This window comes from Leclercia sp. LTM14, from assembly GCF_023736175.1.
Taxonomy (GTDB): domain Bacteria; phylum Pseudomonadota; class Gammaproteobacteria; order Enterobacterales; family Enterobacteriaceae; genus Enterobacter; species Enterobacter barmai.
The window spans coordinates 1-25,692 of the sequence record NZ_JAIKTT010000014.1 but is presented as its reverse complement, the minus strand read 5'-3'; the positions used below and the strand labels follow the sequence as shown (position 1 = coordinate 25,692).

The 25,692-nt window shown below is 55.1% G+C and carries 23 protein-coding genes, 2 tRNA genes, 1 rRNA gene and 2 pseudogenes; 9 read left to right on the top strand and 19 right to left on the bottom strand.

Going from position 1 to position 25,692, the window contains the following annotated elements:
- Positions 1–35: 35 nt before the first annotated feature.
- A complete protein-coding gene (pepD, locus tag K5I40_RS21515) occupies positions 36–1,493 on the top strand; it encodes a cytosol nonspecific dipeptidase (RefSeq protein ID WP_223075602.1) in 1,458 nt (485 codons plus the stop codon).
- Positions 1,494–1,600: 107 nt separating this feature from the next.
- On the opposite strand, the gene dinB is transcribed toward pepD, so the two are convergent.
- A complete protein-coding gene (dinB, locus tag K5I40_RS21510; RefSeq protein ID WP_039032116.1) occupies positions 1,601–2,659 on the bottom strand; it encodes a DNA polymerase IV in 1,059 nt (352 codons plus the stop codon).
- A 159-nt stretch (positions 2,660–2,818) separates the two neighbouring features.
- Between dinB and K5I40_RS21505 the strand changes: the two genes are divergently transcribed.
- Positions 2,819–3,664 carry a glycerophosphodiester phosphodiesterase family protein gene (locus K5I40_RS21505; protein ID WP_223075603.1) on the top strand — a complete coding sequence of 282 codons (846 nt, stop codon included), beginning with the start codon at positions 2,819–2,821 and terminating at the stop codon, positions 3,662–3,664.
- A 33-nt stretch (positions 3,665–3,697) separates the two neighbouring features.
- On the opposite strand, the gene nqrM is transcribed toward K5I40_RS21505, so the two are convergent.
- From nqrM to K5I40_RS21470, 7 genes are read right to left on the bottom strand one after another with little or no spacing between them, the layout of a single operon-like run.
- Positions 3,698–3,913, bottom strand: a complete 216-nt coding sequence (nqrM, locus tag K5I40_RS21500; RefSeq protein WP_039032090.1) for a (Na+)-NQR maturation NqrM — start codon at positions 3,911–3,913, stop codon at positions 3,698–3,700.
- Entirely contained in the window at positions 3,913–5,136 is a 1,224-nt protein-coding gene (gene nqrF / locus K5I40_RS21495) for an NADH:ubiquinone reductase (Na(+)-transporting) subunit F (protein WP_039032089.1), read from the bottom strand. The genes nqrM and nqrF overlap by 1 nt, the downstream gene beginning before the upstream one ends.
- Positions 5,137–5,147: 11 nt before the next feature.
- Entirely contained in the window at positions 5,148–5,744 is a 597-nt protein-coding gene (gene nqrE / locus K5I40_RS21490; protein ID WP_039032088.1) for an NADH:ubiquinone reductase (Na(+)-transporting) subunit E, read from the bottom strand.
- A 6-nt stretch (positions 5,745–5,750) separates the two neighbouring features.
- Positions 5,751–6,389, bottom strand: coding sequence for an NADH:ubiquinone reductase (Na(+)-transporting) subunit D (locus K5I40_RS21485; protein WP_032616678.1), 639 nt, complete (start codon positions 6,387–6,389; stop codon positions 5,751–5,753).
- Positions 6,382–7,176 carry a Na(+)-translocating NADH-quinone reductase subunit C gene (locus tag K5I40_RS21480; protein ID WP_039032087.1) on the bottom strand — a complete coding sequence of 265 codons (795 nt, stop codon included), beginning with the start codon at positions 7,174–7,176 and terminating at the stop codon, positions 6,382–6,384. The genes K5I40_RS21485 and K5I40_RS21480 overlap by 8 nt, the downstream gene beginning before the upstream one ends.
- Positions 7,169–8,407: an NADH:ubiquinone reductase (Na(+)-transporting) subunit B gene (locus K5I40_RS21475; protein WP_039032086.1), complete on the bottom strand. Its 1,239-nt coding sequence runs from the start codon at positions 8,405–8,407 to the stop codon at positions 7,169–7,171. The genes K5I40_RS21480 and K5I40_RS21475 overlap by 8 nt, the downstream gene beginning before the upstream one ends.
- Before the next feature lie 3 nt (positions 8,408–8,410).
- Positions 8,411–9,754: a Na(+)-translocating NADH-quinone reductase subunit A gene (locus tag K5I40_RS21470; protein ID WP_139564369.1), complete on the bottom strand. Its 1,344-nt coding sequence runs from the start codon at positions 9,752–9,754 to the stop codon at positions 8,411–8,413.
- Between the two features lie 424 nt (positions 9,755–10,178).
- On the opposite strand from K5I40_RS21470, the gene dpaA reads away from it, so the two are divergent.
- Positions 10,179–10,919, top strand: coding sequence for a peptidoglycan meso-diaminopimelic acid protein amidase (gene dpaA, locus K5I40_RS21465; protein ID WP_039032084.1), 741 nt, complete (start codon positions 10,179–10,181; stop codon positions 10,917–10,919).
- Here dpaA and K5I40_RS21460 read toward each other — a convergent pair.
- A pseudogene (locus K5I40_RS21460) lies at positions 10,890–11,656 on the bottom strand (class II glutamine amidotransferase). The gene dpaA and the pseudogene K5I40_RS21460 overlap by 30 nt on opposite strands.
- Positions 11,657–11,701: 45 nt before the next feature.
- The gene (gene lpcA, locus K5I40_RS21455) at positions 11,702–12,280 is read right to left on the bottom strand and encodes a D-sedoheptulose 7-phosphate isomerase (protein ID WP_039032082.1); all 579 of its coding nucleotides are present in this window, start codon (positions 12,278–12,280) and stop codon (positions 11,702–11,704) included.
- Positions 12,281–12,518: 238 nt separating this feature from the next.
- Between lpcA and fadE the strand changes: the two genes are divergently transcribed.
- Both fadE and K5I40_RS21445 read left to right on the top strand, forming a co-directional pair.
- Entirely contained in the window at positions 12,519–14,963 is a 2,445-nt protein-coding gene (fadE, locus tag K5I40_RS21450) for an acyl-CoA dehydrogenase FadE (RefSeq protein ID WP_223075604.1), read from the top strand.
- 109 nt (positions 14,964–15,072) lie between these two features.
- On the top strand, positions 15,073–15,843 hold the full coding sequence (locus K5I40_RS21445; protein ID WP_039032080.1) for an amidohydrolase: 771 nt from the start codon (positions 15,073–15,075) through the stop codon (positions 15,841–15,843).
- A gap of 97 nt (positions 15,844–15,940) precedes the next feature.
- On the opposite strand, the gene K5I40_RS21440 is transcribed toward K5I40_RS21445, so the two are convergent.
- Positions 15,941–16,017, bottom strand: a tRNA-Asp gene (locus K5I40_RS21440).
- Positions 16,018–16,147: 130 nt separating this feature from the next.
- On the bottom strand, positions 16,148–16,891 hold the full coding sequence (gene dnaQ, locus K5I40_RS21435; protein WP_223075605.1) for a DNA polymerase III subunit epsilon: 744 nt from the start codon (positions 16,889–16,891) through the stop codon (positions 16,148–16,150).
- 145 nt (positions 16,892–17,036) lie between these two features.
- Between dnaQ and rnhA the strand changes: the two genes are divergently transcribed.
- Entirely contained in the window at positions 17,037–17,504 is a 468-nt protein-coding gene (gene rnhA, locus K5I40_RS21430) for a ribonuclease HI (protein ID WP_039032078.1), read from the top strand.
- Here the strand turns inward: rnhA and K5I40_RS21425 are convergent, their stop codons facing one another.
- Complete coding sequence (locus K5I40_RS21425; protein ID WP_223075606.1) at positions 17,505–18,221, bottom strand: class I SAM-dependent methyltransferase; 717 nt, start codon at positions 18,219–18,221, stop codon at positions 17,505–17,507.
- Between the two features lie 32 nt (positions 18,222–18,253).
- Between K5I40_RS21425 and gloB the strand changes: the two genes are divergently transcribed.
- Together gloB and mltD are read left to right on the top strand one after the other, a co-directional pair.
- Positions 18,254–19,009 (top strand): hydroxyacylglutathione hydrolase, encoded by a 756-nt coding sequence (gloB, locus tag K5I40_RS21420; protein ID WP_223075607.1) that lies wholly within the window; start codon positions 18,254–18,256, stop codon positions 19,007–19,009.
- Between the two features lie 71 nt (positions 19,010–19,080).
- Complete coding sequence (gene mltD / locus K5I40_RS21415) at positions 19,081–20,448, top strand: murein transglycosylase D (protein WP_039032075.1); 1,368 nt, start codon at positions 19,081–19,083, stop codon at positions 20,446–20,448.
- Between the two features lie 53 nt (positions 20,449–20,501).
- Here the strand turns inward: mltD and K5I40_RS21410 are convergent, their stop codons facing one another.
- The 3 genes from K5I40_RS21410 to K5I40_RS21400 form a co-directional block, all read right to left on the bottom strand.
- Entirely contained in the window at positions 20,502–21,272 is a 771-nt protein-coding gene (locus K5I40_RS21410; protein WP_223075608.1) for a class I SAM-dependent methyltransferase, read from the bottom strand.
- A 76-nt stretch (positions 21,273–21,348) separates the two neighbouring features.
- Positions 21,349–22,149, bottom strand: coding sequence for an endonuclease/exonuclease/phosphatase family protein (locus K5I40_RS21405; protein WP_039032074.1), 801 nt, complete (start codon positions 22,147–22,149; stop codon positions 21,349–21,351).
- Between the two features lie 139 nt (positions 22,150–22,288).
- Complete coding sequence (locus K5I40_RS21400; RefSeq protein WP_223075609.1) at positions 22,289–23,464, bottom strand: MFS transporter; 1,176 nt, start codon at positions 23,462–23,464, stop codon at positions 22,289–22,291.
- 104 nt (positions 23,465–23,568) lie between these two features.
- Between K5I40_RS21400 and yafC the strand changes: the two are divergent.
- Positions 23,569–24,500 (top strand): annotated as a pseudogene (yafC, locus tag K5I40_RS21395) (DNA-binding transcriptional regulator YafC).
- Between the two features lies 1 nt (position 24,501).
- On the opposite strand, the gene dkgB reads toward yafC, so the two are convergent.
- The 3 genes from dkgB to rrf form a co-directional block, all read right to left on the bottom strand.
- The gene (gene dkgB, locus K5I40_RS21390) at positions 24,502–25,305 is read right to left on the bottom strand and encodes a 2,5-didehydrogluconate reductase DkgB (RefSeq protein WP_223075611.1); all 804 of its coding nucleotides are present in this window, start codon (positions 25,303–25,305) and stop codon (positions 24,502–24,504) included.
- A gap of 162 nt (positions 25,306–25,467) precedes the next feature.
- Positions 25,468–25,544: transfer RNA gene (locus K5I40_RS21385), tRNA-Asp, on the bottom strand.
- A gap of 55 nt (positions 25,545–25,599) precedes the next feature.
- Positions 25,600–25,692 (bottom strand): 5S ribosomal RNA (rrf, locus tag K5I40_RS21380); the annotation flags it as partial.

Sequence of the window (25,692 nt, the reverse complement as noted above, 5' to 3'; positions counted from 1 at the left end):
AGATTGTCTGCAGGAGATCGACAAGGAGACTTACTGTGTCTGAACTGTCTCAACTATCACCACAACCGCTGTGGGATATTTTTGCCAAAATCTGCTCCATTCCTCATCCGTCCTATCACGAAGAACAGCTTGCCGAACACATTATGGGCTGGGCGAAGGAAAAAGGGCTGCACGCTGAACGCGACCAGGTTGGCAACATTCTGATCCGTAAACCTGCTACCCCAGGCATGGAAAACCGTAAACCTGTTGTGCTGCAGGCTCACCTGGACATGGTGCCACAGAAGAACAACGACACCGTTCACGATTTCACCAAAGACCCGATTCAGCCGTACATCGACGGCGAATGGGTTAAAGCCCGCGGCACCACCCTGGGTGCGGATAACGGCATCGGTATGGCCTCTGCGCTGGCGGTGCTGGCTGACGACCGCGTTGAGCATGGCCCGCTGGAAGTGCTGCTGACCATGACCGAAGAAGCCGGTATGGATGGCGCATTTGGTCTGCAGGCAAACTGGCTGCAGGCGGATATCCTGATCAATACCGATTCCGAAGAGGAAGGCGAAATCTACATGGGTTGCGCGGGCGGTATCGACTTTATCTCCACGCTGCCACTGACCCGTGAAGCGATCCCGGCAGGGTTCCAGACCTTCAAGCTGACGCTGAAAGGGCTGAAAGGCGGCCACTCCGGCGCTGACATTCACTTAGGTTTGGGCAATGCCAACAAGCTGCTGGCCCGTTTCCTGGCCGGTCATGCTGCGGAACTGGATCTGCGTCTGGTCGATTTCAATGGCGGTACGCTGCGTAACGCTATCCCGCGTGAAGCCTTCGCGACCCTGGCCGTTGCCGCAGACAAAGCCGATGCGCTGAAAAAGCTCTCCTCCGTTTATGTGGATATCCTGAAAAACGAACTGGAAGCTAAAGAGAAGAACCTGACCATGGTTCTGGAAGCAATCGCCAGCGATAAAGCGGCGCTGACTGAACAGTCACGCGATCGTTTTGTTCAGCTGCTGAACGCCACGCCAAACGGCGTGATCCGCAACTCCGACGTGGCGAAAGGCGTGGTGGAGACCTCCCTGAACGTCGGCGTGGTGACCATGGGTGACGACAGCGCAGAGATCATCTGCCTGATCCGCTCCCTGATCGACAGCGGTAAAGACTACGTGGTGAGCACGCTGGAATCTCTGGGCAAACTGTCTGGCGCGAAAACCGTCGCCAAAGGCAGCTACCCGGGCTGGCAGCCGGATGCAAGCTCTCCGGTGATGGCGCTGGTGCGTGAAACTTATCAGCGTCTGTTCAACAGCACGCCGAACATTCAGATTATTCACGCAGGTCTGGAATGCGGTCTGTTCAAAAAGCCGTACCCGGACATGGACATGGTGTCCATCGGGCCAACCATTACCGGTCCGCACTCTCCGGATGAGCAGGTTCATATCGAAAGCGTGGGTAATTACTGGACCCTGCTGACCGAACTGCTGAAAGCGATTCCGGCTAAGTAAGGTGCGGTCTGATGCCCGGCGGCACTGCGTTTGCCGGGCCTACGGACAGTACCATACGGATTAATGCCCTTTGTAGGCCCGGTAAGCGTTAGCGCCACCGGGCTTTTTTACAGCCCCAGCACCAACTGTCGTTCCAGCTGCGGATCCAGCAGCGTGACGTGTAATCCCACCAGCCGAACCCCGCGCCCTGCCCGACGCTCTTCCCAGGTTTTCTTCGCGGTCGCAATCAGATCCTCTTTGTTGAGACGCGGCCAGACGTGTTCCTGCGTGGTTTGCTGAAAGTCGTTAAACTTCAGCTTCACTCCCTGGCGGGCGATCAGCAGATCCGGTTTGACCTTCGTAAGCCGCCGCTCCAGTTCAGGATAAAGCTGTTCAACAATGATGGCTTCGCAGGCTTCCCACTCGTGGATATCCTCGGCCAGCGTCCGTTCCACACCAACCGATTTACGCAGCCGCTCGCTGTTAACGTTGCGCTCGTCAATGCCCTGGCTGCGCTCCCACAGCACGCGGCCAAACTTACCAAAGCGCTTGAGCAGCATCGCCAGATCGCTTTTTTGCACATCTTCGCAGGTGCGCAGCCCCATGCTCTCCAGCCGGGAGGCGGAGACTTTACCCACGCCCGGGATCTTGCCGAGCGGCAGCGTTTTGATAAACGCCGGAACCTCGTCAGGGGTGATCACATACTGGCCGTCGGGCTTATTGAGGTCCGAGGCGATTTTGGCGAGAAACTTTACCGGCGCGACGCCCGCCGAAGCAGTGAGCTGCAGTTCATTGAAAATCGTCTGGCGGATCTCCTGAGCCATCAGCGTGGCGGAGCCGTGACAGTGCAGGCTGTCGGTGACGTCCAGATAGGCTTCGTCCAGCGACAGGGGTTCAATCAGGGAGGTGTAGCGGGAAAAGATTTCACGGATATGGTTGGAGGCCTCTTTGTAGGCATCGAAGCGCCCCGGCAACAGGGTAAGATGGGGGCAAAGTTTTAACGCCATCGCAGTGGGCATGGCGCTGCGCACGCCAAACTTGCGCGCCGGATAGTTAGCTGTACTGATCACGCCACGCCGTTCGCGACTGCCGCCAATGGCAATGGGGATATCCCGCAGCGCCGGATTGTCCCGCATCTCCACCGCAGCAAAAAAACAGTCCATATCGACATGGATGATTTTGCGCATCGTCTTCACCATACCTGTAATTACATCCAGTATAACAAAGTACAAAAAATGCGTCAGCAGTTTTACTGTCTCAATTCTGTCACTAAATCGTGGTACAAGATCCCGTCAATAAATCGTTAAAATTCATTAAGTTAAAATATTTTAAATGGAAAATTATTCATGAAAAAGATGATTATTGCTTCACTGCTGATCGCCACTCACGCCTGGGCGGACCCACAGATTATCGCCCACCGTGGTGGAACCGCAGACGCACCAGAGAATACCCTTCCGGCGATCGCGCTGGCGCTGGAAAACCACGCTCAGGCTATCTGGATTACCGTACAGCTCAGCCGTGACGGCGTGCCTGTCCTGTATCGTCCCAGCGATTTAAGTGCGTTAACCACGGCGCAGGGAAAAGTGTCCCGGTATACCCAGGCGGAACTCGCGACATTTAATGCAGGCGCGAAATGGAAAGAGAATGTCGCCGGCGCCACGATCCCGACGCTGAAAGCCGTGCTTGAACGCTGGCCTGAGACTCCGTTCTACATTGATATCAAATCCCCTGACGCGGACTCGGCAGAAATGGGCAAACAGCTGCTTACCGTGCTGAAAGAGACCAATAGCCTGAAACGCGTGCGCGTGTACTCAACGGAAGATCGCTATCTGGATGCTCTGCCAGTCGAAATTCCACGCTTTGTCTCCCGGAGTGAAACCCGTACCCGGCTGGCAAATATCTCGCTGAACCACGTGTGCCAGACGCCAGCAAAGAAAATGGAGGCGTACTGGTACGGGCTGGAGCTGAACCGCAAGGTGGAAGTGGTGGAAAAGTTCACCCTTGGCGAGGGTGTTTCTCCGGCAACCCTGACCTGGGATAAAGAGGCGATGGACTGTTTCCGCTCTCAGGGTAATGGACACATTATCCTGCTGGGAGTGAATTCCGCAGAGGATTACCAGAAAGCAAAAGCCCTGGGAGCAGACGGCGTGATGGTCGATTCTCCCGCTCAGGCGCGAGAGTGGCTGAAGTAAAAAAATCAGGCCGCTATTTGCGGCCTGTTTATTTCAGAGGATCCTGTTTTGCTGGCGCTGTGCCTCTCGCTCCATGCGCTTTTTGCGCGCGTCGCACGGCTCAGGACAATCGCAGACTTTCTCCATCCCCAGGGAGGAGATGCCGCCGCAGCTGCCCTGAATGCTTTTGCGCTTAATCAGCCAGCCGAGGGACATGCCAAATATCACCAGCACGAAGATGGCAAAGGTCAGCACGAAGGTCATCATCATCAGCCTCCAAAATCATCCAGCATGATGTTCTCATCTTCCACGCCCAGATCCTGCAGCATTTTAATGACTGCGGCGTTCATCATTGGCGGACCACACATGTAGAACTCGCAGTCTTCCGGTGCGGCGTGGTGCTTCAGATAGTTTTCATACAGGACGTTATGAATGAAGCCGGTATAGCCGGTCCAGTTGTCTTCCGGCTGCGGATCGGAAAGCGCAATGTGGAAGCTAAAGTTCGGGTTATCCCGCGCCAGCTGCTCAAACTCCTCCTGATAGAACATCTCGCGCAGGGAGCGGGCGCCGTACCAGAAGCTGATTTTACGCTGGCTGCCGAGACGCTTAAGCTGGTCGAAAATGTGCGAGCGCATCGGCGCCATTCCGGCTCCGCCGCCGATAAAGACCATTTCGGCGTCGGTCTCTTTGGCAAAGAACTCACCAAACGGCCCGGAGATGGTGACTTTATCCCCCGCTTTCAGCGACCAGATATAGGAAGACATGATCCCCGGTGGTGCATCCGGCACGCCTGGCGGCGGCGTAGCGATACGCACGTTAAGCATAATGATGCCCTTCTCTTCCGGGTAGTTAGCCATGGAGTAGGCGCGAAGCGTCGGCTCTTTGACCTCAGAGACAAAGCGGAACAGGTTGAATCTGTCCCAGTCGCCGCGGTACTGCTCAGGCACATCAAAATCTTTATAGGCGACAGTATGTTCCGGGCACTCGATCTGAATGTAGCCGCCCGCACGGAACGGCACGTCTTCGCCATCGGGCACGCGCAGCTTCAGCTCTTTAATGAAGGTGGCTTTGTTATCGTTGGAGATAACCTCGCACTCCCACTTCTTCACGCCGAAGATCTCCTCCGGCAGTTCGATCTTCATGTTCTGGCGCACCGCCACCTGGCACGCCAGACGACAGCCCTCTTTCGCCTCACGCTTGCTGATGTGCGACAGCTCGGTCGGCAGGATATCGCCACCGCCCTCTTTAACGGTGACCCGGCATTGTCCGCACGAGCCGCCGCCGCCACAGGCAGAGGAGATAAAAATGCCGTTGCCAGAGAGCGTGTTCAGCAGTTTGTCGCCCGCAGGCGTCCGGATCTGCTTGTCTGCCTCATCGTTAATCTCAATGATCACATCGCCGGAATTGACCAGCTTTGATCGCGCTACCAGAATCAGCCCCGAGAGCACCAGCACGATCAGCGTGAACATCACCACGCCAAGAATAATTTCCATACAATTTGCCCTTACAGCTGCACACCGGAGAAGGACATAAAGCCCAGCGCCATCAGACCGGTGGTGATAAAGGTGATCCCTAAGCCGCGCAACCCGGCCGGCACGTTGGCATACTTCATTTTTTCGCGCAGACCCGCCATCGCCACGATAGCCAGCATCCAGCCAATACCGGAGCCGAAGCCGTACACCACCGACTCGGTAAAGTTATAATCACGCTGCACCATGAACGACACGCCACCGAAGATGGCGCAGTTCACCGCAATCAGCGGCAGGAAGATGCCCAGCGCGGTATACAGGGACGGGAAGTACTTATCGAGGATCATCTCGAGGATCTGCACCAGCGCGGCAATCACCCCAATGAAGGTAATGAAGTTGAGAAAGCTCAGATCAACGCCCTCAACCAGCGCGCTGTCGCGCAGCACCAGATTAAAGACCAGGTTATTGATCGGCACCGCCAGACCCAGCACTACCGTAACGGCAACGCCCAGGCCAAAGGCCGTCGACACCTTTTTCGACACCGCGAGGAAGGTACACATCCCGAGGAAAAACGCGAGCGCCATGTTTTCGACAAACACCGCGCGCACAAACAGACTAATGTAATGAGCCATTGTCGGTTACTCCTTTTCCTGCTGTTCAGGACGCCAGGTTCTCACCGCCCAGATCAGCAAACCGATAATGAAGAACGCGCTGGGCGCCAGCAGGAACAAGCCGTTTGGCAGATACCAGCCACCGTTCTGTACGGTGTCCAGCACGGTGATACCAAACAGTTTGCCGCTGCCGATAAGCTCGCGCAGGAAACCGACCGTCAGCAGGATCACGCCATAGCCAAGACCGTTGCCGATACCGTCCATAAAGCTGGCCAGCGGCGGCATTTTCATCGCATAGGCTTCTGCACGCCCCATCACGATGCAGTTGGTGATGATCAGGCCCACAAAGACCGACAGCTGTTTTGAGGTTTCATAGGCAAACGCCCGCAGCAGCTGATCCACCACGATCACCAGCGAAGCGATGATCGCCATCTGCACGATAATGCGCACGCTGTTCGGGATATGGTGGCGGATCATCGAGATAAACATGCTGGAAAACGCCGTCACCAGCGTCACCGCCAGGGTCATCACCACCGCGGTTTCCAGTTTTGTCGTGACCGCCAGCGCCGAACAGACACCCAGCACCTGCAGGGTAATCGGGTTATTGGCGATGAGCGGCCCGATAAGAACCCGTTTAACTTCTTTCAGTTCGCCCGCATCAGCCATTGTTCAGCTCTCCTTCACGTACCTTCTTAAGAAAAGGACCAAAACCCATCTCGCCCATCCAGAAATCAAAGCTGTGCTGCACGCCGTTTGAGGTGAGCGTAGCGCCCGACAGGCCGTCGACAGCGTACTCATCACCCTGACGCGCTCCACCTTTCACCACTTTCAGCGCCGGCTGTCCGTTGTCATCCAGCACTTTTTTGCCGATAAACTGCGCGCGCCAGGCCGGGTTTTCCACTTCACCGCCCAGCCCCGGGGTTTCGCCCTGATCGTAGTAGGTGATGCCCTTAACGGTGCGGCCATCGGTATTCAGGGCCACAAAGGCATACATCATCGACCACAGGCCGTTGCCGTAGATCGGCAGGACCAGCTCCTGAACGCGCTGTTGTTCATCGCGCACCAGATAGATCTCCGCCGTATTGCTGCGGCGTTTGATACCTGCCGGATCCTGGCTGGCATCCAGTTCGGTGCTGCGCTGCGGATCTTTCAGGGCCTGAGCCTGGTTATAGCCAGACGGGTCGGTCTCGAGCAGTTCGCCGGTATTGAGATCCACCAGACGCGGCGTGATGCGTGAGGCAAAGGTCTGCGCCACGTCTTCAGCGCTCATTTCACCGTTCATCAGCCCCGCTACGGCCAGGATGTTCCGTTGTTTATCGAGGGCGCGTTGCTCTTGCTGACGGGACTTAAGTCCCACCGCAGATCCTGCCACCACAATGGAGCAGACCAGGCAAAGCACCACCACCACCATCAGCGTCTTGCCGATGCTGTCATTATTTTTAATCTCAGCCACGCGCCTTCCTCCGCTTGATGTTGGCACGCACCACCAGGTAATCGAACAGCGGCGCAAACAGGTTGGCGAACAGGATCGCCAGCATCATCCCTTCCGGATAGGCCGGGTTAACGACACGGATCAGCACGCACATCGCGCCAATCAGCGCCCCGTAATACCATTTTCCTTTATTGGTAAAGGACGCCGAAACCGGGTCGGTAGCCATAAACATCATGCCGAAGGCGAAACCGCCCAGCACCAGATGCCAGTACCACGGCATGGCAAACATTGGATTCGTCGCCGAGCCAATCAGGTTAAACAGCGTTGCGGTGAGGATCATGCCGAGCATGACGCCCGCCACGATGCGCCAGGAGGCGACGCGGCCAAACAGAATGATGGCCCCGCCAATCAGGATCATCAACGTGGAGACTTCACCTATTGAGCCTGGAATGTTGCCGATAAAGGCATCGAACCAGCTGACCGGCTGTCCGGTGGCGTTATTGACCAGCGCTTCCCCGCCGCGGGCAGCCCACTGGGACAGAGGCGTCGCGCCGGAAAAACCGTCCGCGGCCGTCCAGACCAGATCGCCGGAGATTTGCGCCGGGTAAGCAAAGAACAGGAACGCGCGTCCGGCGAGAGCAGGGTTAAGGAAGTTGCGCCCGGTGCCACCGAAGATCTCCTTCGCAATCACCACGCCAAAGCTGATCCCCATCGCCGCCTGCCACAGCGGTAACGTCGGCGGCACAATCAGGGCGAACAAAATCGAGGTAACAAAGAAGCCTTCGTTGATCTCGTGCTTGCGCACGATGGCGAACAGCACTTCCCAGAAGCCACCGACCAGAAATACCGTCATGTAGATGGGCAGGAAGTAGACTGCCCCCAGCGTCATCATGCTGATCCAACCGGCATCCGCGGCAAAGCTGACGCCCAACATCTGCGCCACCCGGTAGTGCCAGTCGCCCGCGATGATCTGCTGCAGCTGCTGTGCATCATAAAGATGGTTCAGCGCCGGAATGGTTTGCAGCCCGACGTTGTACATGCCCCAGAACATTGCCGGGAACACGGCGAACCAGACGAGGATCATCATGCGCTTGAGGTCAATGGCATCACGCACGTGCGCGGCGCCTTTGGTAACCTGCCCTGGCGTATAGAGGAGCGTCGCCGTCGCTTCAAACAGCGGGTAGTACTTTTCCAGCTTGCCGCCGTGGGTAAAGTGCGGCTCTATTTTTTCAATGAGATGTTTCAGGCCCATCAGTTATCCTTCCTGCTCAATGCGGGTTAACACCTCGCGCAATACGGGTCCGTATTCGTATTTTCCGGGGCAAACGTAGGTGCAGAGCGCCAGGTCTTCTTCATCCAGCTCCAGGCAGCCCAGCGCCTGTGCGCTATCGGTATCACCCGCCAGCAGATCGCGCAGCAGCATGGTCGGCAGAATATCGAGAGGCATCACCCGCTCGTAGTTGCCGATAGGCACCATCGCCCGCTCGCCACCGTTGGTATCCGTTGAGAAGTTAAACAGCTTGTTGCGCAGGAAATGGCCCAGCGTCGTGCGGGTCACGGAGAACTTCTCTTTGCCCGGCATCACCCAGCCAAACAGCTCTTTCTCACGCCCCTCTTTCACCACGCTGACCTGCAAATGGAAGCGCCCGAGATATGCCTGGGTGCCCACCGCATGCCTGCCGCTCAGCACAGAGCCCGAAATATGACGGTTTTCGCCCTCGAGGGTTTCGTCCACCAGCAGCTCGTTGATGTCGGCGCCCATACAGGTGCGCACCAGACGCGGATTGCGCATCTGCGGGCCGCCCAGGGCGATCACTCGCTCGGTGCAAAGCTGGCCGGTGGTGAACAGCTTGCCGATGGCGATAGCGTCCTGGTAGTTCAGATGCCACACCTGTTTGGTCAGGCTGACCGCCTCCAGGAAATGGATATGAGTGCCTGGAAGGCCTGCCGGATGCGGCCCGGCAAAGGTGTTGAAGGTCACTTGCCCCTGCGGATGCCCGCCCAGTTTGCCGCCGCTCGCCTGGCAGACATGCACCTTGCCCTCCGTCAGACGCGTAAGCACGGTCAGCCCGGCATCAAAAGCCTGACGCTCGGCCAGAATAATGGGCTGCGGGTCGGCGCAGAGCGGATTGGTGTCGATGGCGGTGACAAAGATAGCCGCCGGAACGGTGTCGGGCACCGGGGTTTTGCTGAAGGGGCGGGTACGAAATGCCGTCCACAGCCCCGATTCCAGCAGTTGCGACTGTACGGCCTGGCGGGTGAGCGTGGCGAGATCCGAAGATTCGTGGCGGGTAAACTCGCGCTCACCCTCCCCTTCAGTCCGGATCACTACCGACTGCAATATCCGGCGCTCGCCACGATTGATGGCGACCACCGTCCCGCTGGCGGGCGCAGTAAAGAGGACCCCAGGATTTTTTTTATCCTCGAATAACGCCTGACCCTTGATGACGCTGTCGCCTTCCTGAACCAGCATAGTGGGACGCATGCCCACGTAATCATCCCCCAGAATCGCAACGTGGCGGGGCGGCGCGCAGGGAGAAATCTGCTGTTCTGGAATGCCGGAAATCGGCAAATCAAGTCCTTTTCTGATTCTAATCATAGTGTTAATTGATATCCATGAATAACCGTTCCGGCCAGCAAGCCGGACAAGTCAGAAGTCGTTGCACAGGAAAAGAAAGGTGGCGAGAAGTCGCTGATGTGACCAGCAGGATCGCGGATGATCCTGAAAAAGCTCCCTTTCTTGACCTTCGGTCGTAAGACGCGCGCAGTGTACCATTTTCCACCATCATGAGGCAGAGATAACGCAGCGGCGGGTGCTAAAATGCGACCGATTACGCAAAGTTCTCAATGCCAGCGGAGTCAATCCAGGTTATAAGGTAAAACTATTTTGTAAACCCACGCGCCGACGCTTGCGAAAAAATGCAGTGGTGCTAATGTGAGCGCTCCTAATACAGATAATTCTGAGTTCGGGTCTCTTTTGCCGTCCTGGCAAGTTGGTTAGGTTTTATCAAGGAACATGTAGTATGCGTAAAATCGCATTGTTCATTGCGATGCTTCTTATTCCGTGCGTTTCGTTTGCCGGGCTGCTCAGCAGCAACAGCTCAACAACGCCGATTAGCAAAGAATATAAACAGCAGTTGATGGGCTCTCCGGTCTATATCCAGATCTATAAGGAAGAGCGCACGTTAGACCTGTTCGTGAAGATGGGTGAGACGTATCAGCTGCTCGACAGCTATAAAATCTGTAACTACTCCGGCGGCCTCGGCCCGAAACAGCGTCAGGGCGATTTCAAAAGCCCGGAGGGGTTCTACAGCGTTCAGCGTAGCCAGCTAAAACCCGACAGCCGCTTCTATAAAGCCATCAACATTGGTTTCCCGAATGCCTTTGACCGTGCGCATGGTTATGACGGGAAATACCTGATGATCCACGGTGCCTGCGTGTCGGTGGGTTGCTACGCGATGACGGACAGCGGTATTGATGAGATCTTCCAGTTTGTGACCGGCGCGCTGGTGTTTGGCCAGTCTGCCGTGCAGGTGAGCATCTATCCGTTCCGCATGACCGATGCCAATATGCAGCGTCACAAGAGCTCATACTACGCCGATTTCTGGAAACAGCTGAAGCCGGGTTATGACTACTTCCAGCAGACGCATAAGCCGCCGACCGTTTCGGTGGTGGATGGACGTTACGTGGTCAGCAAGCCGCTGAGCCACGAGGTCGTCCAGCCACAGCTGGCGTCAAACTACTCTCTCCCCGAGACAAAATAAGATCCACTCGCCTGGCATGATTTTTGCCAGGCTTCATTGCCCGTCAGCGGCTGAGTGGCGATAACCGTGACCACATCGTTGGGTGTGGTTTCGGTCTGAAAATCAATTTCCACATCCTGATCCAGCAGTTTTGCCACACCAAAGGGCGCCCGCCGGGTGATCCAGAACAGGTTCGTCGAGCAGAACGCCATCACATAACGCCCGTCCGACAGCAGCATATTAAAGACACCTTTCTCCCGCAGCTCCGCCGCCAGCGAGGCGATGTATTTAAAGACCGCGGTCATGTTGCCCGGCGTGCGCGGATAGCGTTCGGTCAGCTTGTGTAGCAGCCAGCAGAAGGCCTTTTCGCTGTCGGTTTCCCCCACCGGACGGAAGTTGCCCGTCTCCAGTGATTTATAACCGCTCAGCTGGCCGTTATGGGCGTAGGTCCAGTTGCGTCCCCACAGCTCGCGGGTAAACGGGTGGGTATTTTCCAGCGCCACTTCACCCCGGTTGGCCTGGCGAATATGCGCCACCACCGAGCAGGATTTAATGGGATAGTCCTGCACCAGTCTGGCAATGGGTGAATTGAAGCTGGGTTGTGGATCCTTGAACGTGCGACAGCCTTTTCCTTCGTAGAAGGTAATACCCCAGCCGTCTTTATGCGGCCCGGTTCCTCCACCGCGCTGCACCAGCCCGGTGAAACTAAAGCAGATATCGGTTGGCACATTGGCGCTCATCCCGAGCAGTTCGCACATATATCACCTCCACAACAGCGGGGGCATATTGCCCCCAGCGAAGTCTTACTTAACCATCTCTTTTTCGATCAGTTGAATCAGGATATGAATCACTTTGATGTGAATTTCCTGAACACGGTCAGCGTAACCGAAATGCGGCACGCGGATTTCGATATCCGCAGAACCGGCCATTTTGCCGCCGTCTTTACCGGTCAGGGTGATCACTTTCATCCCTTTTTCACGTGCGGCTTCGATCGCTTTGATCACGTTGGCGGAGTTGCCTGAGGTGGAAATCCCCAGCAGAACATCCCCTTCACGGCCCACGGCTTCAACATAACGCGAAAAGATGTGATCGTAACCGAAGTCATTGCCCACGCAGGAGATGTGGCTGACGTCAGAGATCGCAATCGCCGGGTAGCCCGGACGGTTTTCGCGATAACGGCCGGTCAGCTCTTCGGCAAAGTGCATGGCATCGCAATGCGAACCGCCATTGCCGCAGGAGAGGACTTTACCGCCCGCTTTGAAGCTGTCGGCCAGCAGGACCGCCGCGCGCTGAATAGCGTGGATATTGGCTTCATCTTTCAGAAAGTTGGCCAGCGTTTCCGCCGCTTCGTTCAGTTCGTTACGAATAAGATCCTGGTACATGAGGATAATCCTTCAGTATTGATGAAATAACAGAGCAAGTTTACCGGATAGCGGTAAAAGCGAGAAGCTAAAGCCGCGCGAATCGTCGGGCGTTTTGCTTTTTTGTGCCGGGTAAAACCTGAACAATGTGAACCAGGTTGTAATTATTTTGTGAATGCATTGCTAAAAGAAATAACATCCACTACAACCATATCATCAAAAGTGGTCAGACCTCCTACAAGACAGGGAGCAATTCTTTATGATGATTTTAAGTATTCTCTTAACCGTTGTTCTGCTCGGGGTGTTGTTCTATCACCGGGTCAGCTTAATTCTGAGCAGCCTTATCTTACTGGCCTGGACCGCTGCGCTGGGCGTAACCGGCATCTGGAACACCTGGGTGCTGGTTCCGCTGGCGATTATTCTGGTGCCGTTCAACGTCACTTCCATGCGTAAATCGCTGATTTCGGCACCGGTATTCCGTGGCTTCCGCAAAGTGATGCCGCCGATGTCGCGTACCGAAAAAGAGGCGATTGACGCGGGCACCACCTGGTGGGAAGGCGAGCTGTTCCAGGGCAACCCAGACTGGAAAAAGCTGCACAACTACCCGCAGCCGCGCCTCACTGCTGAAGAGCAGGCGTTTATTGACGGCCCGGTTGAAGAAGCCTGCCGCATGGCGAATGACTTCCAGATCACCCATGAGATGGCCGATCTGCCGCCGGAACTGTGGGCATTTTTAAAAGAACATCGCTTCTTCGCGATGATCATTAAGAAAGAGTACGGTGGGCTGGAGTTCTCTGCTTACGCCCAGGCTCGCGTGCTGCAAAAACTGTCTGGCGTCTCCGGGATCCTGGCGATCACCGTCGGCGTGCCTAACTCCTTAGGCCCGGGTGAACTGCTGCAACATTACGGTACCGAAGAGCAAAAAAATCACTACCTGCCGCGTCTGGCGCGTGGCCTCGAGATCCCTTGCTTTGCACTCACCAGCCCGGAAGCGGGTTCCGATGCGGGCGCTATTCCGGATACCGGCGTGGTCTGCATGGGCGAGTGGCAGGGCGAGCAGGTTCTGGGTATGCGTCTGACCTGGAACAAGCGTTACATTACGCTGGCACCCATTGCCACCGTGCTGGGCCTGGCGTTTAAACTCTCTGACCCGGACAAACTGTTAGGCGGCGAAGAGGATCTGGGCATCACCTGTGCGCTGATCCCAACCAGCACCCCTGGCGTTGAGATTGGTCGTCGTCACTTCCCGCTGAACGTGCCGTTCCAGAACGGTCCGACCCGCGGTCAGGATATCTTTGTACCGATTGATTACATCATCGGCGGGCCGAAAATGGCCGGTCAGGGCTGGCGCATGCTGGTGGAATGTCTGTCCGTTGGCCGCGGCATTACCCTGCCGTCGAATTCCACGGGCGGTCTGAAATCGGTAGCAATGGGGATTGGCGCTTACGCTCACATCCGCCGTCAGTTCAGAATCTCTATCGGTAAGATGGAAGGGATCGAGGAGCCGCTGGCCCGTATCGCAGGCAACGCCTACGTGATGGATGCCGCCGCTTCCTTAATTACCTACGGCATCATGCTGGGCGAAAAACCGGCTGTGCTGTCCGCTATCGTGAAGTACCACTGTACCCACCGTGCACAGCAGTCCATCATCGATGCGATGGATATTGCCGGCGGTAAAGGTATTATGCTGGGTGAAGGCAACTTCCTGGCGCGTGGCTATCAGGGCGCACCGATTGCCATCACCGTTGAAGGGGCGAACATTCTGACCCGCAGCATGATGATCTTCGGCCAGGGCGCAATTCGCTGCCATCCCTACGTGCTGGAAGAGATGGCTGCCGCCCAGAACAACGATGTTGATGCGTTCGATAAGCTGCTGTTTAAACATATCGGTCACGTCGGCAGTAACAAAATGCGCAGCCTGTGGCTGGGTCTGACCCGCGGCCTGACGAGCGCCACGCCAACCGGCGATGCGACCCGTCGTTACTACCAGCATCTGAACCGTCTGAGTGCCAACCTTGCGCTGCTCTCTGACGTGTCGATGGCGGTACTGGGCGGTAGCCTGAAGCGTCGGGAGCGTATTTCTGCTCGTCTGGGTGATGTGCTGAGCCAGATCTTCCTCGCCTCGGCAGTGCTGAAGCGCTACGACGATGAAGGCCGTCATGAAGCGGATCTGCCGCTGGTGCACTGGGGCGTGCAGGATGCGCTGTATCAGGCGGAACAGGCTATCGACGATCTGCTGGTGAACTTCCCGAACCGCTTTGTGGCGGGCGCCCTGCGCGTGGTGATCTTCCCGACCGGCCGTCACTATCTGGCACCGTCCGATAAGTTGGATCATAAAGTTGCGAAGATCCTGCAGGTTCCGAGCGCCACCCGCTCACGTATCGGCCGCGGTCAGTATCTGGCCCCGACCGAGCATAACCCGGTCGGTCTGCTGGAAGAGGCGCTGCTGGACGTGATGGCTGCCGATCCGATTCATCAGAAGATCTGCAAACAGCTGGGTAAAAACCTGCCGTTCACCCGTCTGAACGAACTGGCTAAAGAAGCCCTGGCGGGCGGCATCATTACTAAAGATGAAGCAGACCTGCTGATCAAAGCGGAAGAGAGCCGTCTGCGCAGTATTAACGTTGATGATTTTGACGCTGAAGAGCTGGCGACGCAGCCGGTAAAGCAGAAAGAGATAGTGCGTAAACCTGAAGCCGCCTAACCCGTTTCAGTAGACAAAACCCCGCCTGGTGCGGGGTTTTTTATTGCCACCCGTTTCTGTGATTGTCGTGCTACAGTGTCAAAATGGGGTTATTCGAGGAGTCTTAACTGTGCCTGGTTTGAAGATTACGCTTTTGCAACAACCGCTGGTGTGGATGGATGGTCCGGCCAACCTGCGCCATTTTGATCGTCAACTGGAAGAGATCGCCGGACGCGACGTCATTATCCTGCCGGAAATGTTCACCACCGGGTTTGCCATGGAAGCAGCTAAACAGTCCCTGCCACAGGACGAGCTGATCGCCTGGATGCAGGCCAGAGCGCAGCAAACCCAGGCATTAATTGCTGGCAGCGCCGCGCTGCAGACCGAGCGCGGGCCGGTTAACCGTTTTCTGCTGGTAGAGCCCGAAGGCAAGGTGCATTTCTACGACAAGCGCCACCTGTTCCGCATGGCGGACGAGCACCAGCATTACGAAGCGGGTAACGAGCGCGTCGTATTTGAGTGGCGCGGCTGGCGCATCCTGCCGTTGGTCTGTTACGACCTGCGCTTCCCGGTGTGGTCGCGTAACCGTAACGATTATGATCTGGCCCTGTATGTCGCTAACTGGCCTGCCCCACGCTCGCTGCACTGGCAGGCGCTGCTGACGGCGCGGGCGATTGAGAACCAGGCCTATGTCGCTGGCTGCAACCGGGTGGGTACCGACGGCAATGGTCATCACTACCGTGGCGACAGCCGGGTGATTAGTCCGCAGGGCGAGATTATTGCCTCCGCTGAGCCGCATCACGCCACACGTATTGATGCCGAGCTGTCGCTGACCGCGTTGCGAGAGTACCGGGAGAAGTTTCCTGCATGGCAGGATGCCGATCCGTTCAGTATCGGTTAACTGTGTACCGGGTGGCCTTGAGGTTGCCCGGCAATTTTTACCTGGCGAATAAAATGAGAAAGGCCTGAGTCATTGCTGACTCAGGCCTTCTGAATAGTGGCGGAACGGACGGGACTCGAACCCGCGACCCCCTGCGTGACAGGCAGGTATTCTAACCGACTGAACTACCGCTCCGCTGTGTTCCCTTGAGAACGAGGCAGATATTACGGTTTGCCCTCGATCCCGTCAATGCTTTTTCTCAGCTTTTGAATCGTTTGCTGCAAAAACGATCCGAACGGTCATTTTACCAGCGTTTCAGCCACTTTTATCCGCGCCAGAGGCAGCTTCCGCCCTTCTTCTGCACCAGATCGAGACGGGATTCATGCGCCATTAACTCCTCATCGCTGGCAAGTATGACGCGCAGCGCACTGGACTGACGAATAACGCGCTGAATTTCGCTTTCGCCGGACTGCTGCTGTGCATCGCTATCGGAACTAAATGCCAGGGCGGTCTGGCCGCCCGTCATGATCAGATAGACGTCTGCCAGGATCTGGGCATCGAGCAGTGCCCCGTGTAGCGTTCGTTTGCTGTTGTCTATTTCATAGCGTGAGCACAATGCATCAAGGCTGTTCCGCTTGCCGGGGAACATCTTCCTTGCCATCGCCAGGCTATCGGTGACCTTGCAGAAGGTGTCTGTCTTCGGCAGGCCTCGGTTGAGCTTGCTGAATTCATAATCCATAAAGCCGATATCGAACGAGGCATTATGAATGACCAGCTCGCCGCCTTTGATGTAGTCGATGAATTCATCGGCGACGTCAGCAAAGGTGGGTTTATCCAGCAGAAATTCATCAGCAATCCCGTGAACCCCAAAGGCTTCCGGGTCCACCAGCCGGTCTGGCTTCAGGTAAACGTGAAAGTTATTGCCGGTAAGACGGCGGTTAACCACCTCCACCGCACCGATCTCAATGATCTTATGCCCTTCATAGTGGACACCGATCTGGTTCATACCGGTGGTTTCGGTATCGAGGACAATGATCCTGTCGGCGTTATGTGTGTCTGCAATACTCATTCTGTCAGCCTGTTCGTTTTAACGACGACATTGTAAACAACCTGACCAGGCGTTCAAAGGCTAATTCACAGGGACTTTATTTTGCAGTGCTGATGGCGACCATTTATGTCAGACTTACCGTTTTGATTACAGGATGTCTGCCAGGATGCGTAAACAGGTAGAGATTTACACCGACGGATCGTGCCTCGGCAACCCGGGGCCGGGCGGCTACGGTGCGATTTTGCGTTATCGTGAACACGAAAAAACCTTCAACGAAGGTTTTCGCCTGACGACCAACAACCGTATGGAGTTGATGGCCGCGATTGTGGCTCTCGAGGCGCTGAAAGAGCACTGTGATATCGTGCTGAGCACCGACAGCCAGTATGTACGCCAGGGGATCACCCAGTGGATCCATAACTGGAAAAAACGCGGCTGGAAAACCGCGGATAAAAAACCGGTGAAGAATGTCGATCTCTGGCAACGCCTGGATGCGGCGCTTAGCCAGCATAAAATCCAGTGGGAATGGGTGAAAGGCCACGCCGGACATCCTGAAAACGAACGTTGCGACGAACTGGCGCGCGCTGCCGCAATGAATCCTCAGCATGAGGATGTAGGATACAAACCGGAAGCCTGATCAGGGCTTTCGGTACTGTCGCGTGGCGCCGACGGCGGCACGCAACCGCGTTTTTGCCTTGCTTTGCTTCATGGGATTTAGCGTCAGAGGGATCGTTCTCTTACGTGCCACAATCAGTTGCATACAGCCCAGCGCCGGAAAATGGGTGCTGAGCATCTTCCCCCCCTGCCGCGTCCAGGGTATCACCTGAAAACCGCTCTGGTACATCACCTCATAATTGAGCAGCGAGAGCCAGTCCAGTTGGCGCATCAGGGTAAACATGCGGCTGTTATACGGCGGGGTGCGGCGCAGCACCGGCACCAGCTTTCGGAGCCCCATCAGGCTCATCGGGTTAAATCCGCTGATCACGAGCCAGCCGTCGTCAATCAGCACCCGATCGGCTTCCCGCAGCAACCGGTGCGGATCATCGCACCAGGGCAGCGAATGCGCCAGCAGGCAGGCATCAACGGATTTCTCAGCAAACGGCAGCTGTAACGGGTTGGCCTTCACCTGGACGGGCTCACCGGCCAGCGAAACATTGACCTGATGCGAAATCGCGCAGCTTTCAGAGTTGATTTCCGCGCTCAGATTGCCAATCTTAAGCAGGTGAAAACCATACATTTTCGCAAACCAGGGCTTAAGCTGCTGCTCAAGCGCTTCACGATAGTATTCACCCCAGGGCAACTCCGCCCAGTGTTTCGGTGCGGTAACAATCTGAGGTATCCTTGCCGGTTTCATCAAAACACCCGCCACGCTATGAGAGGTAATGTATGAATCTTAACAGTATTTCTGCTTTTCAGGACAATTACATCTGGGTTTTGAGCAATGATGATGGTCGTTGTGTGATTGTCGATCCTGGCGAGGCTGAGCCGGTGTTGAAAGCCATTGAGCAAAACCAGTGGAAGCCGGAAGCGATTTTGCTGACGCACCACCATCATGACCACGTTGGCGGCGTGGCGGCTATCTGCGCAAAATTTCCGCATCTTGTGGTGTACGGCCCCGCTGAGACACAAAATAAGGGAACAACGCGCGTAGTCAAAGATGGCGAAAAGATCCTCATTCTTGGGTTGGAATTTTCTGTAATTGCCACACCTGGTCACACTTCCGGACATATTTCGTACTTCAGTTTTCCTTATCTTTTCTGTGGGGACACAATGTTCTCTGGCGGCTGCGGAAGGCTATTCGAAGGCACGCCAGCCCAGATGTATCAGTCCTTTAAGAAAATTGACGCCCTGCCCGAAGATACTCTGATTTGTTGCGCACATGAATACACTTTAGCGAATATGAAGTTTGCGATGCACATCCTGCCAGAGGATATAGCGATTCAGGAATATTACTGCAAAGTGAATGAGTTACGCGCAAAAAACCAAAAAACACTCCCCGTAACTCTGAAAAATGAACGTAAAATTAATTTATTTCTCAGAACAGATGATGTTGATTTAGTTAAAAAAATTAAAGAAGAAACAAATATGTTACAACCTGAGGATTGTTTTGCATGGTTAAGGTCAAAGAAAGATGACTTCTGACAATTGCGGGTTGCCTTTTTAATTATTCGTCGTTATCATCGCTCGTCTTTTAAGCAACTATTGACACACACATGAAGGCAAAAGCGATATTACTCGCCTCTGTCCTGCTTGTGGGTTGCCAGGCGTCTCAGAACACTGGCAACGTACAACAGCACGCACAGAGCCTTTCTGCAGCTGGTCAAGGGGAAGCAGGGAAGTTTACAAGTCAATCGCGATGGGCAGACGATGGGACGTCTTTCGCACAGGATCAAGACTTGTGGGTCTCTATTGGCGACGAGCTAAAGATGGGAATTCCGGAAAACAGCCGGATTCGCGAACAGAAACAGAAGTATTTAAGCAATAAGAGCTATCTCCACGATGTAACTTTACGGGCAGAGCCGTATATGTACTGGATAGCAGGGCAAGTTAAGAAACGTAACATGCCCATGGAACTGGTACTACTACCCATAGTGGAGAGCGCTTTTGACCCGCACGCAACGTCTGGCGCCAAGGCCGCAGGTCTTTGGCAGATCATACCGAGCACAGGGCGAAATTATGGTTTAAAACAGACCCGCAACTACGATGCGCGTCGTGATGTAGTCGCTTCGACGACTGCCGCTCTCGACATGATGCAACGTCTGAACAAGATGTTCGACGGTGACTGGCTGCTGACGGTCGCTGCTTATAATAGCGGTGAGGGTCGTGTACTGAAGGCAATGAAAGCGAATAAAGCACGGGGTAAACCTACCGACTTTTGGTCGCTTCCACTGCCACGGGAAACCAAATTATACGTACCTAAAATGCTGGCTTTGAGTGAAATATTCAAAAACAGCAAACAGTACGGCGTGCAGTTGCCGACCTCAGACGAAAGTCGTGCGCTGGCGAGAGTGCGTATCAACAACCCTGTTGAACTGAGACAGGTTGCGGATATGGCAGGTATCTCGGTGACCAAACTGAAAGCCTTCAACGCAGGTGTTAAAGGCTCTACGCTTGGTAACAGCGGGCCGAAGTACGTTCTGGTGCCGCAGAAACACGCTGAACAGTTACGGGTATCTCTGGCGGCGGGTGAAATTGAAGCGGTTCAGTCTACGCTGATTGCGGATAACACACCGCTTAACAGCCGTAGCTATCAGGTACGTACAGGTGATACGCTTTCAGGCATCGCATCACGTCTCGGCGTGAGCACTAAAGATCTGCAGCAGTGGAACAAGCTGCGCGGCTCTAGCCTTAAAGTGGGCCAGAACCTGACGATTGGCGCAGGTAACAGCGCGCAGCGTCTCGCCAATAACAGCGATAGCATTACCTATCGCGTGCAAAAAGGCGATTCGCTTTCCAGTATTGCTAAGCGTCACGGCGTGAACATCAAAGATGTGATGCGCTGGAACAGCGATACTGACAATCTGCAGCCTGGCGACCGGATAACGCTGTTTGTGAAAAATAACGCCACCCCGGACTCCTGATTTCAGAGACCAGCGGTGAAAAAGGCACCGATTCCCCTCGGTGCCTTTTTTGTTTATCCCGCCTTTTGGGCTTCCGCCAGAATGGTATCGCTGGTAAACGAGCCCTCTTCCTGCTGCTCAAAGTAGGCTTTGACCTCGGCAGAGGCGCTATCCTGATACAGGCGAATCGCCTGGCTCAGAGCCTCTGGGGTGCGCATACGGGCGATCCACGAAGAAAACTCCAGCGTCAACCGGTCAGTCTGCAACGATCGCGAGATCAGCCCCGCCTCGGTTAACATGGACAACCACTCGCCGCTGGAATAGTTGCGGACATGCGAAGTATCCCGCAGCGCTTCCACCGTCTGTAACCAGATATCACGTACCGGGTGGCCCGGCGACATGATATCCATGATGATAACCAGACCACCCGGCTTCAGTACCCTTTTAACCTCGCGCAACGCCTGGCCGACATCATGCCAGTGGTGCGCCGAATAGCGGCTAATAACAATATCAAACGTTTGATCGTCAAAGGGTAAGGATTCCGCATAGCCCTGACGGGTGGTGATATTACTTAATCCCTTCTCACTGGCCGCGGCTGATACCACCTCCAGCATCTGGCTGGACAAGTCGTATGCGGTCACATGCGCCACCTGCTGCGCCGCCACGAAGCTGGCATGACCCGCCCCGCAGCCTAAATCAAGGACGCTGGCTTCAGGAAAATCGGCCAGACGTTCAGCCAGCCGCTGCAAATCGCGCCCGGATGCGTGCACCGCGCTCGTCAGATAGGCCTTAGCCTGGGAGCCAAACTGTTTTTCTACGTTGTCATGATGGGACTGTGTTGTCATTTTGCTGTCCTTCGGTTGATGAAAAATAAAGGGCAGCACCCGCGCAGGCCTGCCCCACGGCAGACCTGACGCACCTCTATCTCTCAGGTTTGCCGGGACTGAATTCAACTAGTAGCGGATTGTGATCGGACGCGCGAGTGACCAGCACAGAGGCTTCGCTCACGTTCAGACCACGATAGAAGACAAAATCGAGGGGGCGACCAAAGGCCTTGCGCCGCTGGTCATCGGTAAAGCGTACTTCGCGCAGCGACATCTCACGCGCAAAGCGATACAGCGCATTCATTCGCGGGCGGCTCCAGGCATTGAAATCACCGGCCATCACCACCGGGCCGCTGTGATGCGCAATCTGATCGCCAATAGGCAGCAACTGCTTACTGTACACATCCACGCCGAGACTGAAGTTGACCGCGTGGATATTCACCACCATCAGCAGACGGGTATCCGGCAGCGGATAGACGGTGACGAGGGCGGATTTCGCCAGGCGCAGAAGCGGTTCGCGTTCGCGCAATGGGCAGCAATAAACGGGATGCGCAGCAGAAAGCGTCATTACTCCTGATGGATGCTGGGGTAAGACAAACGCTGGAACCTGGTCGGCAGCGAGATAGTTGGTGGTTGCAAACCTGACCAGTTCAGGCGTGGTTTGCGCCTCCTGCAACAGCACCAGATGAGCATCTTTGCCAAAATTCTGCAGGACAGATAACCATTCAGCACGTTGCTGTTTGAAGATATTCCATACCAGCACGCGAATTTTTTCGTCGCTGCTTAAAGGCGCCCCCGCAGGTAATGCCTGGCCAATGCTCGCAAACGACCCCGGAGGTAAGATCCTCTCCGCGGGTTGTCCGGCAACATAACGCATGGCATAGGTATTTTTTCGCACGGTGTGAAACGACCTCTATTAACAAGAACCCGTCCAGAATCAGGAGCGGGTTCTAATGTTATAGGGTTTTCAGCTCACACTTTCAACGCAATTACTAAGAAACTCCTGAGTAGTTTTGTCAGTAAGTACTTACATTAAGCTATCCCAGAGCGACGCGAGCAGGCTTATCCAGGCGGCCACTAAGACCAATCAAAAGAAAGGCGACCAGCACAATCATCGCCCCAATCCACGGTGTTTGTGACAGACCGAAATGCTCTACCGTCTGCCCACCGATAATCGAACCCAGCGCGATACCGACGTTAAACGCGGCGATATTCAAACCGGAGGCCACATCCACAGCGTTTGGCGTATACAGCTCGGCTTTCTGCACAACGTACACCTGGAGACCCGGAACGTTGCCGAAGGCGAAGATCCCCATCACCAGTACCGTCGCCAGCGCGGCATACTGCATGGAGGCGGTAAACTGGAAGACCAAAAGCAGCACAACCAGGGCGGCAAAGATAATTTTCAATGCCGGGACTGCACCATGCTTATCCGCCAGCTTGCCACCCCAGATATTGCCGATCGCCACCGAAACACCATAGCCCAGCAGGATCCAGCTGACGGCGCTCGGTGAGAACCCGGCCAGGTCCTGCATCATGGGTGCCAGGAAGGTAAACGCGGTAAAGACCCCGCCGTAACCCAATGCCGTAATAGCATAGATCATCAGCAAACGAGGATGTGTCAGTACCTTCAGTTGATCGCGCAACGTCGCTGCCGCACGCCCCGGAATATTGGACGGGATCAGTACCAGACTGCTAATCAGCGCAATCACGCCCAGCAGTGAGACCGCAAGAAAAGTTTCGCGCCAGCCAAAATGCTGCCCGATAAAGGTGCCCAACGGGACACCCGTGACCAGCGCGACGGTTAAACCGCCAAACATAATGGCGATGGCGGAGGCGGCCTTCTCTTTCGGCACCAGACTTGTGGCAATTGTTGAGCCGATAGAGAAGAAGACGCCATGAGCAAGACCCGTCAGCAGGCGGGCAATGACCAGCGTCGTATAATCCGGTGCCTGCCAGGCAAGGATGTTGCCCGCGGTGAACAGCACCATCAATGCCATCAGCAGCTGCTTACGCGGCAGACGGCCTGTAAGCGCGGTCAGCACCGGCGCGCCGATTGCCACGCCAAGAGCATAGATAGAAACCAGTAGACCCGCTGAAGGCAGCGAGATAGCAAGTTGGTCAGCAATCGTTGGAACCAGACCTACAATAACAAATTCAGTCGTGCCGATTGCAAAGGCACTGATCGTCAGGGCAAGTAGCGCCAGAGGCATAAAAAACTCCGTCTCATCAGGATTAAGATGACACGAAGTATGCGCCAGTGTTTAAATAACAAAAATGCTCAAAGTATCAATAAAATTTTGCGGATAAAGCAACAATGAAAGCAACCTCTGAGGAGCTGGCGATATTCGTCGCCGTCGTTGAGAGCGGCAGTTTTAGCCGTGCGGCTGAACAGCTGGGACAGGCCAATTCTGCCGTCAGCCGCTCGGTCAAAAAGCTGGAGATGAAGCTGGGCGTCAGCCTGCTGAACCGGACAACCCGTCAGCTCAGCCTGACAGAAGAAGGTGAACGCTATTTCCGGCGCGTACAGTCCATCCTGCAGGAGATGGCCGCCGCCGAAACAGAGATCATGGAAACGCGCAGCACACCGCGAGGACTATTACGTATTGATGCAGCGACCCCCGTTGTGCTGCATTTCCTGATGCCTCTTATTAAGCCTTTCCGCGAACGTTATCCGGAAATGACGCTCTCACTGGTCTCCTCAGAAACCTTTATCAATCTGATCGAGCGCAAGGTGGATGTCGCGATCCGCGCCGGGACATTAACGGATTCCAGTCTGCGGGCTCGTCCTCTGTTTACCAGCTATCGCAAAATTATCGCCTCTCCGGACTATATTGCCCGCTTCGGCAAGCCTGAGACGATTGATGAGTTGAAGCAGCATCTGTGCCTAGGCTTCACGGAGCCGGTATCGCTAAATACCTGGCCCGTTGCCTGCAACGATGGCCAGTTGCATGAAGTGGTCTGCGGTCTATCATCGAACAGCGGCGAGACGCTCAAACAGTTATGCCTGGAAGGAAATGGGATTGCTTGCCTGTCGGATTATATGATTGATAAAGAGATCGCGCGGGGTGAATTAGTCGAGCTGATGGCGGATAAGCGCCTGCCGGTTCAGATGCCCTTCAGCGCGGTCTATTACAGCGACAGAGCGGTGAGTACCCGGATCCGGGCCTTTATTGATTTTCTGAGCGAGCATGTAAAACAGCTCCCGAAGGAGCTGTAAGAGGGTTTGGAGTACAGAGGGCGGGTTAATTTAATCCCAGTTCGGTGCCAGGCCTTCCGGACTAACCAGACGATCGTTGCAATCGAGCGCAGCGATCGCTTTTTTGTCATCCTGATCCAGCTTCAGATCCCGCGCTAGCAGGTTGCTCGCCAGGTTTTCACGTTTAGTTGAAGACGGGATCACCGCATAACCTTCGCCCATCGCCCATGCCAGAATCACCTGTGCTGCGGTTGCATTATGCTTAGCAGCAATGCGCAGAATGGTTTCATCTTTCAGCGCCTTGCCGTAAGCCAGGGTCATGTAAGAGGTAATATGGATGCCGTGCTGCTTCGCCCACTCCACCACCTGACGGTTTTGCAGATAAGGTGAAAGTTCGATCTGATTGGTGGCGATATTTTCTGCGCCAACGGCGGCAATCGCTCTTTCCATCAATGGGATAGTGAAGTTGGAGATACCAATTTCACGCGTCAGCCCCTGGGCTTTGGCTTCCAGTAATGCCTGCATAAATTCTTCAACGGAGACGGCATCGTTCGGTGATGGCCAGTGGATCAGCGTCAGATCAACATACTCCGTACGCAGTTTCTTCAGGCTCTCTTTGAGGCTTGGGATTAATTTCTCTTTACTGAGGTTCTCAGTCCAGATCTTGGTCGTGATAAAAAGTTCGTCACGCGATACACCGCTTTCTGCGATGGCCTGACCGACAGCTGCTTCGTTGTCGTAGATCTGGGCGGTATCTACCGCGCGATAGCCCAGCTCAAGGGCTGTTTTAACGGATGCGATAACAACGTCGTCTTTCAGGCGGAAAGTGCCAAGACCGAATGCAGGGATAGTCATGAATTCCTCTTTTCTTCATCATGTTTGTTAATGAAGAGGATTATCGCTATCGGTGCTATGTGAAAAAAGAGCGTATTAAGCAGAGGATTTTTGCGTTAGAAGCAATAATCAAACGACAGGCAAGAAAAAAGCCCTGAGCGTTAGCTCAGGGCTTCTTATAAGTGGCGGAACGGACGGGACTCGAACCCGCGACCCCCTGCGTGACAGGCAGGTATTCTAACCGACTGAACTACCGCTCCACCGAATACTTCTACAACCACCGGTTTATTGCCCCGGTTCACTGCGTAATTTGATGCCTGGCAGTTCCCTACTCTCGCATGGGGAGACCCCACACTACCATCGGCGCTACGGCGTTTCACTTCTGAGTTCGGCATGGGGTCAGGTGGG

Excerpts from the sequence above, each read along its gene's own strand:
- K5I40_RS21400 (WP_223075609.1), bottom strand. The coding sequence starts at position 23,464 with ATGCCTCTGGCGCTACTTGCCCTGACGATCAGTGCCTTTGCAATCGGC.
- nqrM (WP_039032090.1), bottom strand. The coding sequence starts at position 3,913 with ATGATGATGACCTTCGTGCTGACCTTTGCCATCTTCGTGCTGGTGATA.
- K5I40_RS21475 (WP_039032086.1), bottom strand. The coding sequence starts at position 8,407 with ATGGGCCTGAAACATCTCATTGAAAAAATAGAGCCGCACTTTACCCAC.
- dkgB (WP_223075611.1), bottom strand. The coding sequence starts at position 25,305 with ATGACTATCCCTGCATTCGGTCTTGGCACTTTCCGCCTGAAAGACGAC.
- dinB (WP_039032116.1), bottom strand. The coding sequence starts at position 2,659 with ATGCGCAAAATCATCCATGTCGATATGGACTGTTTTTTTGCTGCGGTG.
- K5I40_RS21505 (WP_223075603.1), top strand. The coding sequence starts at position 2,819 with ATGAAAAAGATGATTATTGCTTCACTGCTGATCGCCACTCACGCCTGG.
- gloB (WP_223075607.1), top strand. The coding sequence starts at position 18,254 with ATGAATCTTAACAGTATTTCTGCTTTTCAGGACAATTACATCTGGGTT.
- dpaA (WP_039032084.1), top strand. The coding sequence starts at position 10,179 with ATGCGTAAAATCGCATTGTTCATTGCGATGCTTCTTATTCCGTGCGTT.
- rnhA (WP_039032078.1), top strand. The coding sequence starts at position 17,037 with ATGCGTAAACAGGTAGAGATTTACACCGACGGATCGTGCCTCGGCAAC.
- K5I40_RS21470 (WP_139564369.1), bottom strand. The coding sequence starts at position 9,754 with ATGATTAGAATCAGAAAAGGACTTGATTTGCCGATTTCCGGCATTCCA.
- mltD (WP_039032075.1), top strand. The coding sequence starts at position 19,081 with ATGAAGGCAAAAGCGATATTACTCGCCTCTGTCCTGCTTGTGGGTTGC.
- K5I40_RS21410 (WP_223075608.1), bottom strand. The coding sequence starts at position 21,272 with ATGACAACACAGTCCCATCATGACAACGTAGAAAAACAGTTTGGCTCC.
- K5I40_RS21425 (WP_223075606.1), bottom strand. The coding sequence starts at position 18,221 with ATGAAACCGGCAAGGATACCTCAGATTGTTACCGCACCGAAACACTGG.
- nqrF (WP_039032089.1), bottom strand. The coding sequence starts at position 5,136 with ATGGAAATTATTCTTGGCGTGGTGATGTTCACGCTGATCGTGCTGGTG.
- lpcA (WP_039032082.1), bottom strand. The coding sequence starts at position 12,280 with ATGTACCAGGATCTTATTCGTAACGAACTGAACGAAGCGGCGGAAACG.
- dnaQ (WP_223075605.1), bottom strand. The coding sequence starts at position 16,891 with ATGAGTATTGCAGACACACATAACGCCGACAGGATCATTGTCCTCGAT.
- K5I40_RS21485 (WP_032616678.1), bottom strand. The coding sequence starts at position 6,389 with ATGGCTGATGCGGGCGAACTGAAAGAAGTTAAACGGGTTCTTATCGGG.
- fadE (WP_223075604.1), top strand. The coding sequence starts at position 12,519 with ATGATGATTTTAAGTATTCTCTTAACCGTTGTTCTGCTCGGGGTGTTG.
- nqrE (WP_039032088.1), bottom strand. The coding sequence starts at position 5,744 with ATGGCTCATTACATTAGTCTGTTTGTGCGCGCGGTGTTTGTCGAAAAC.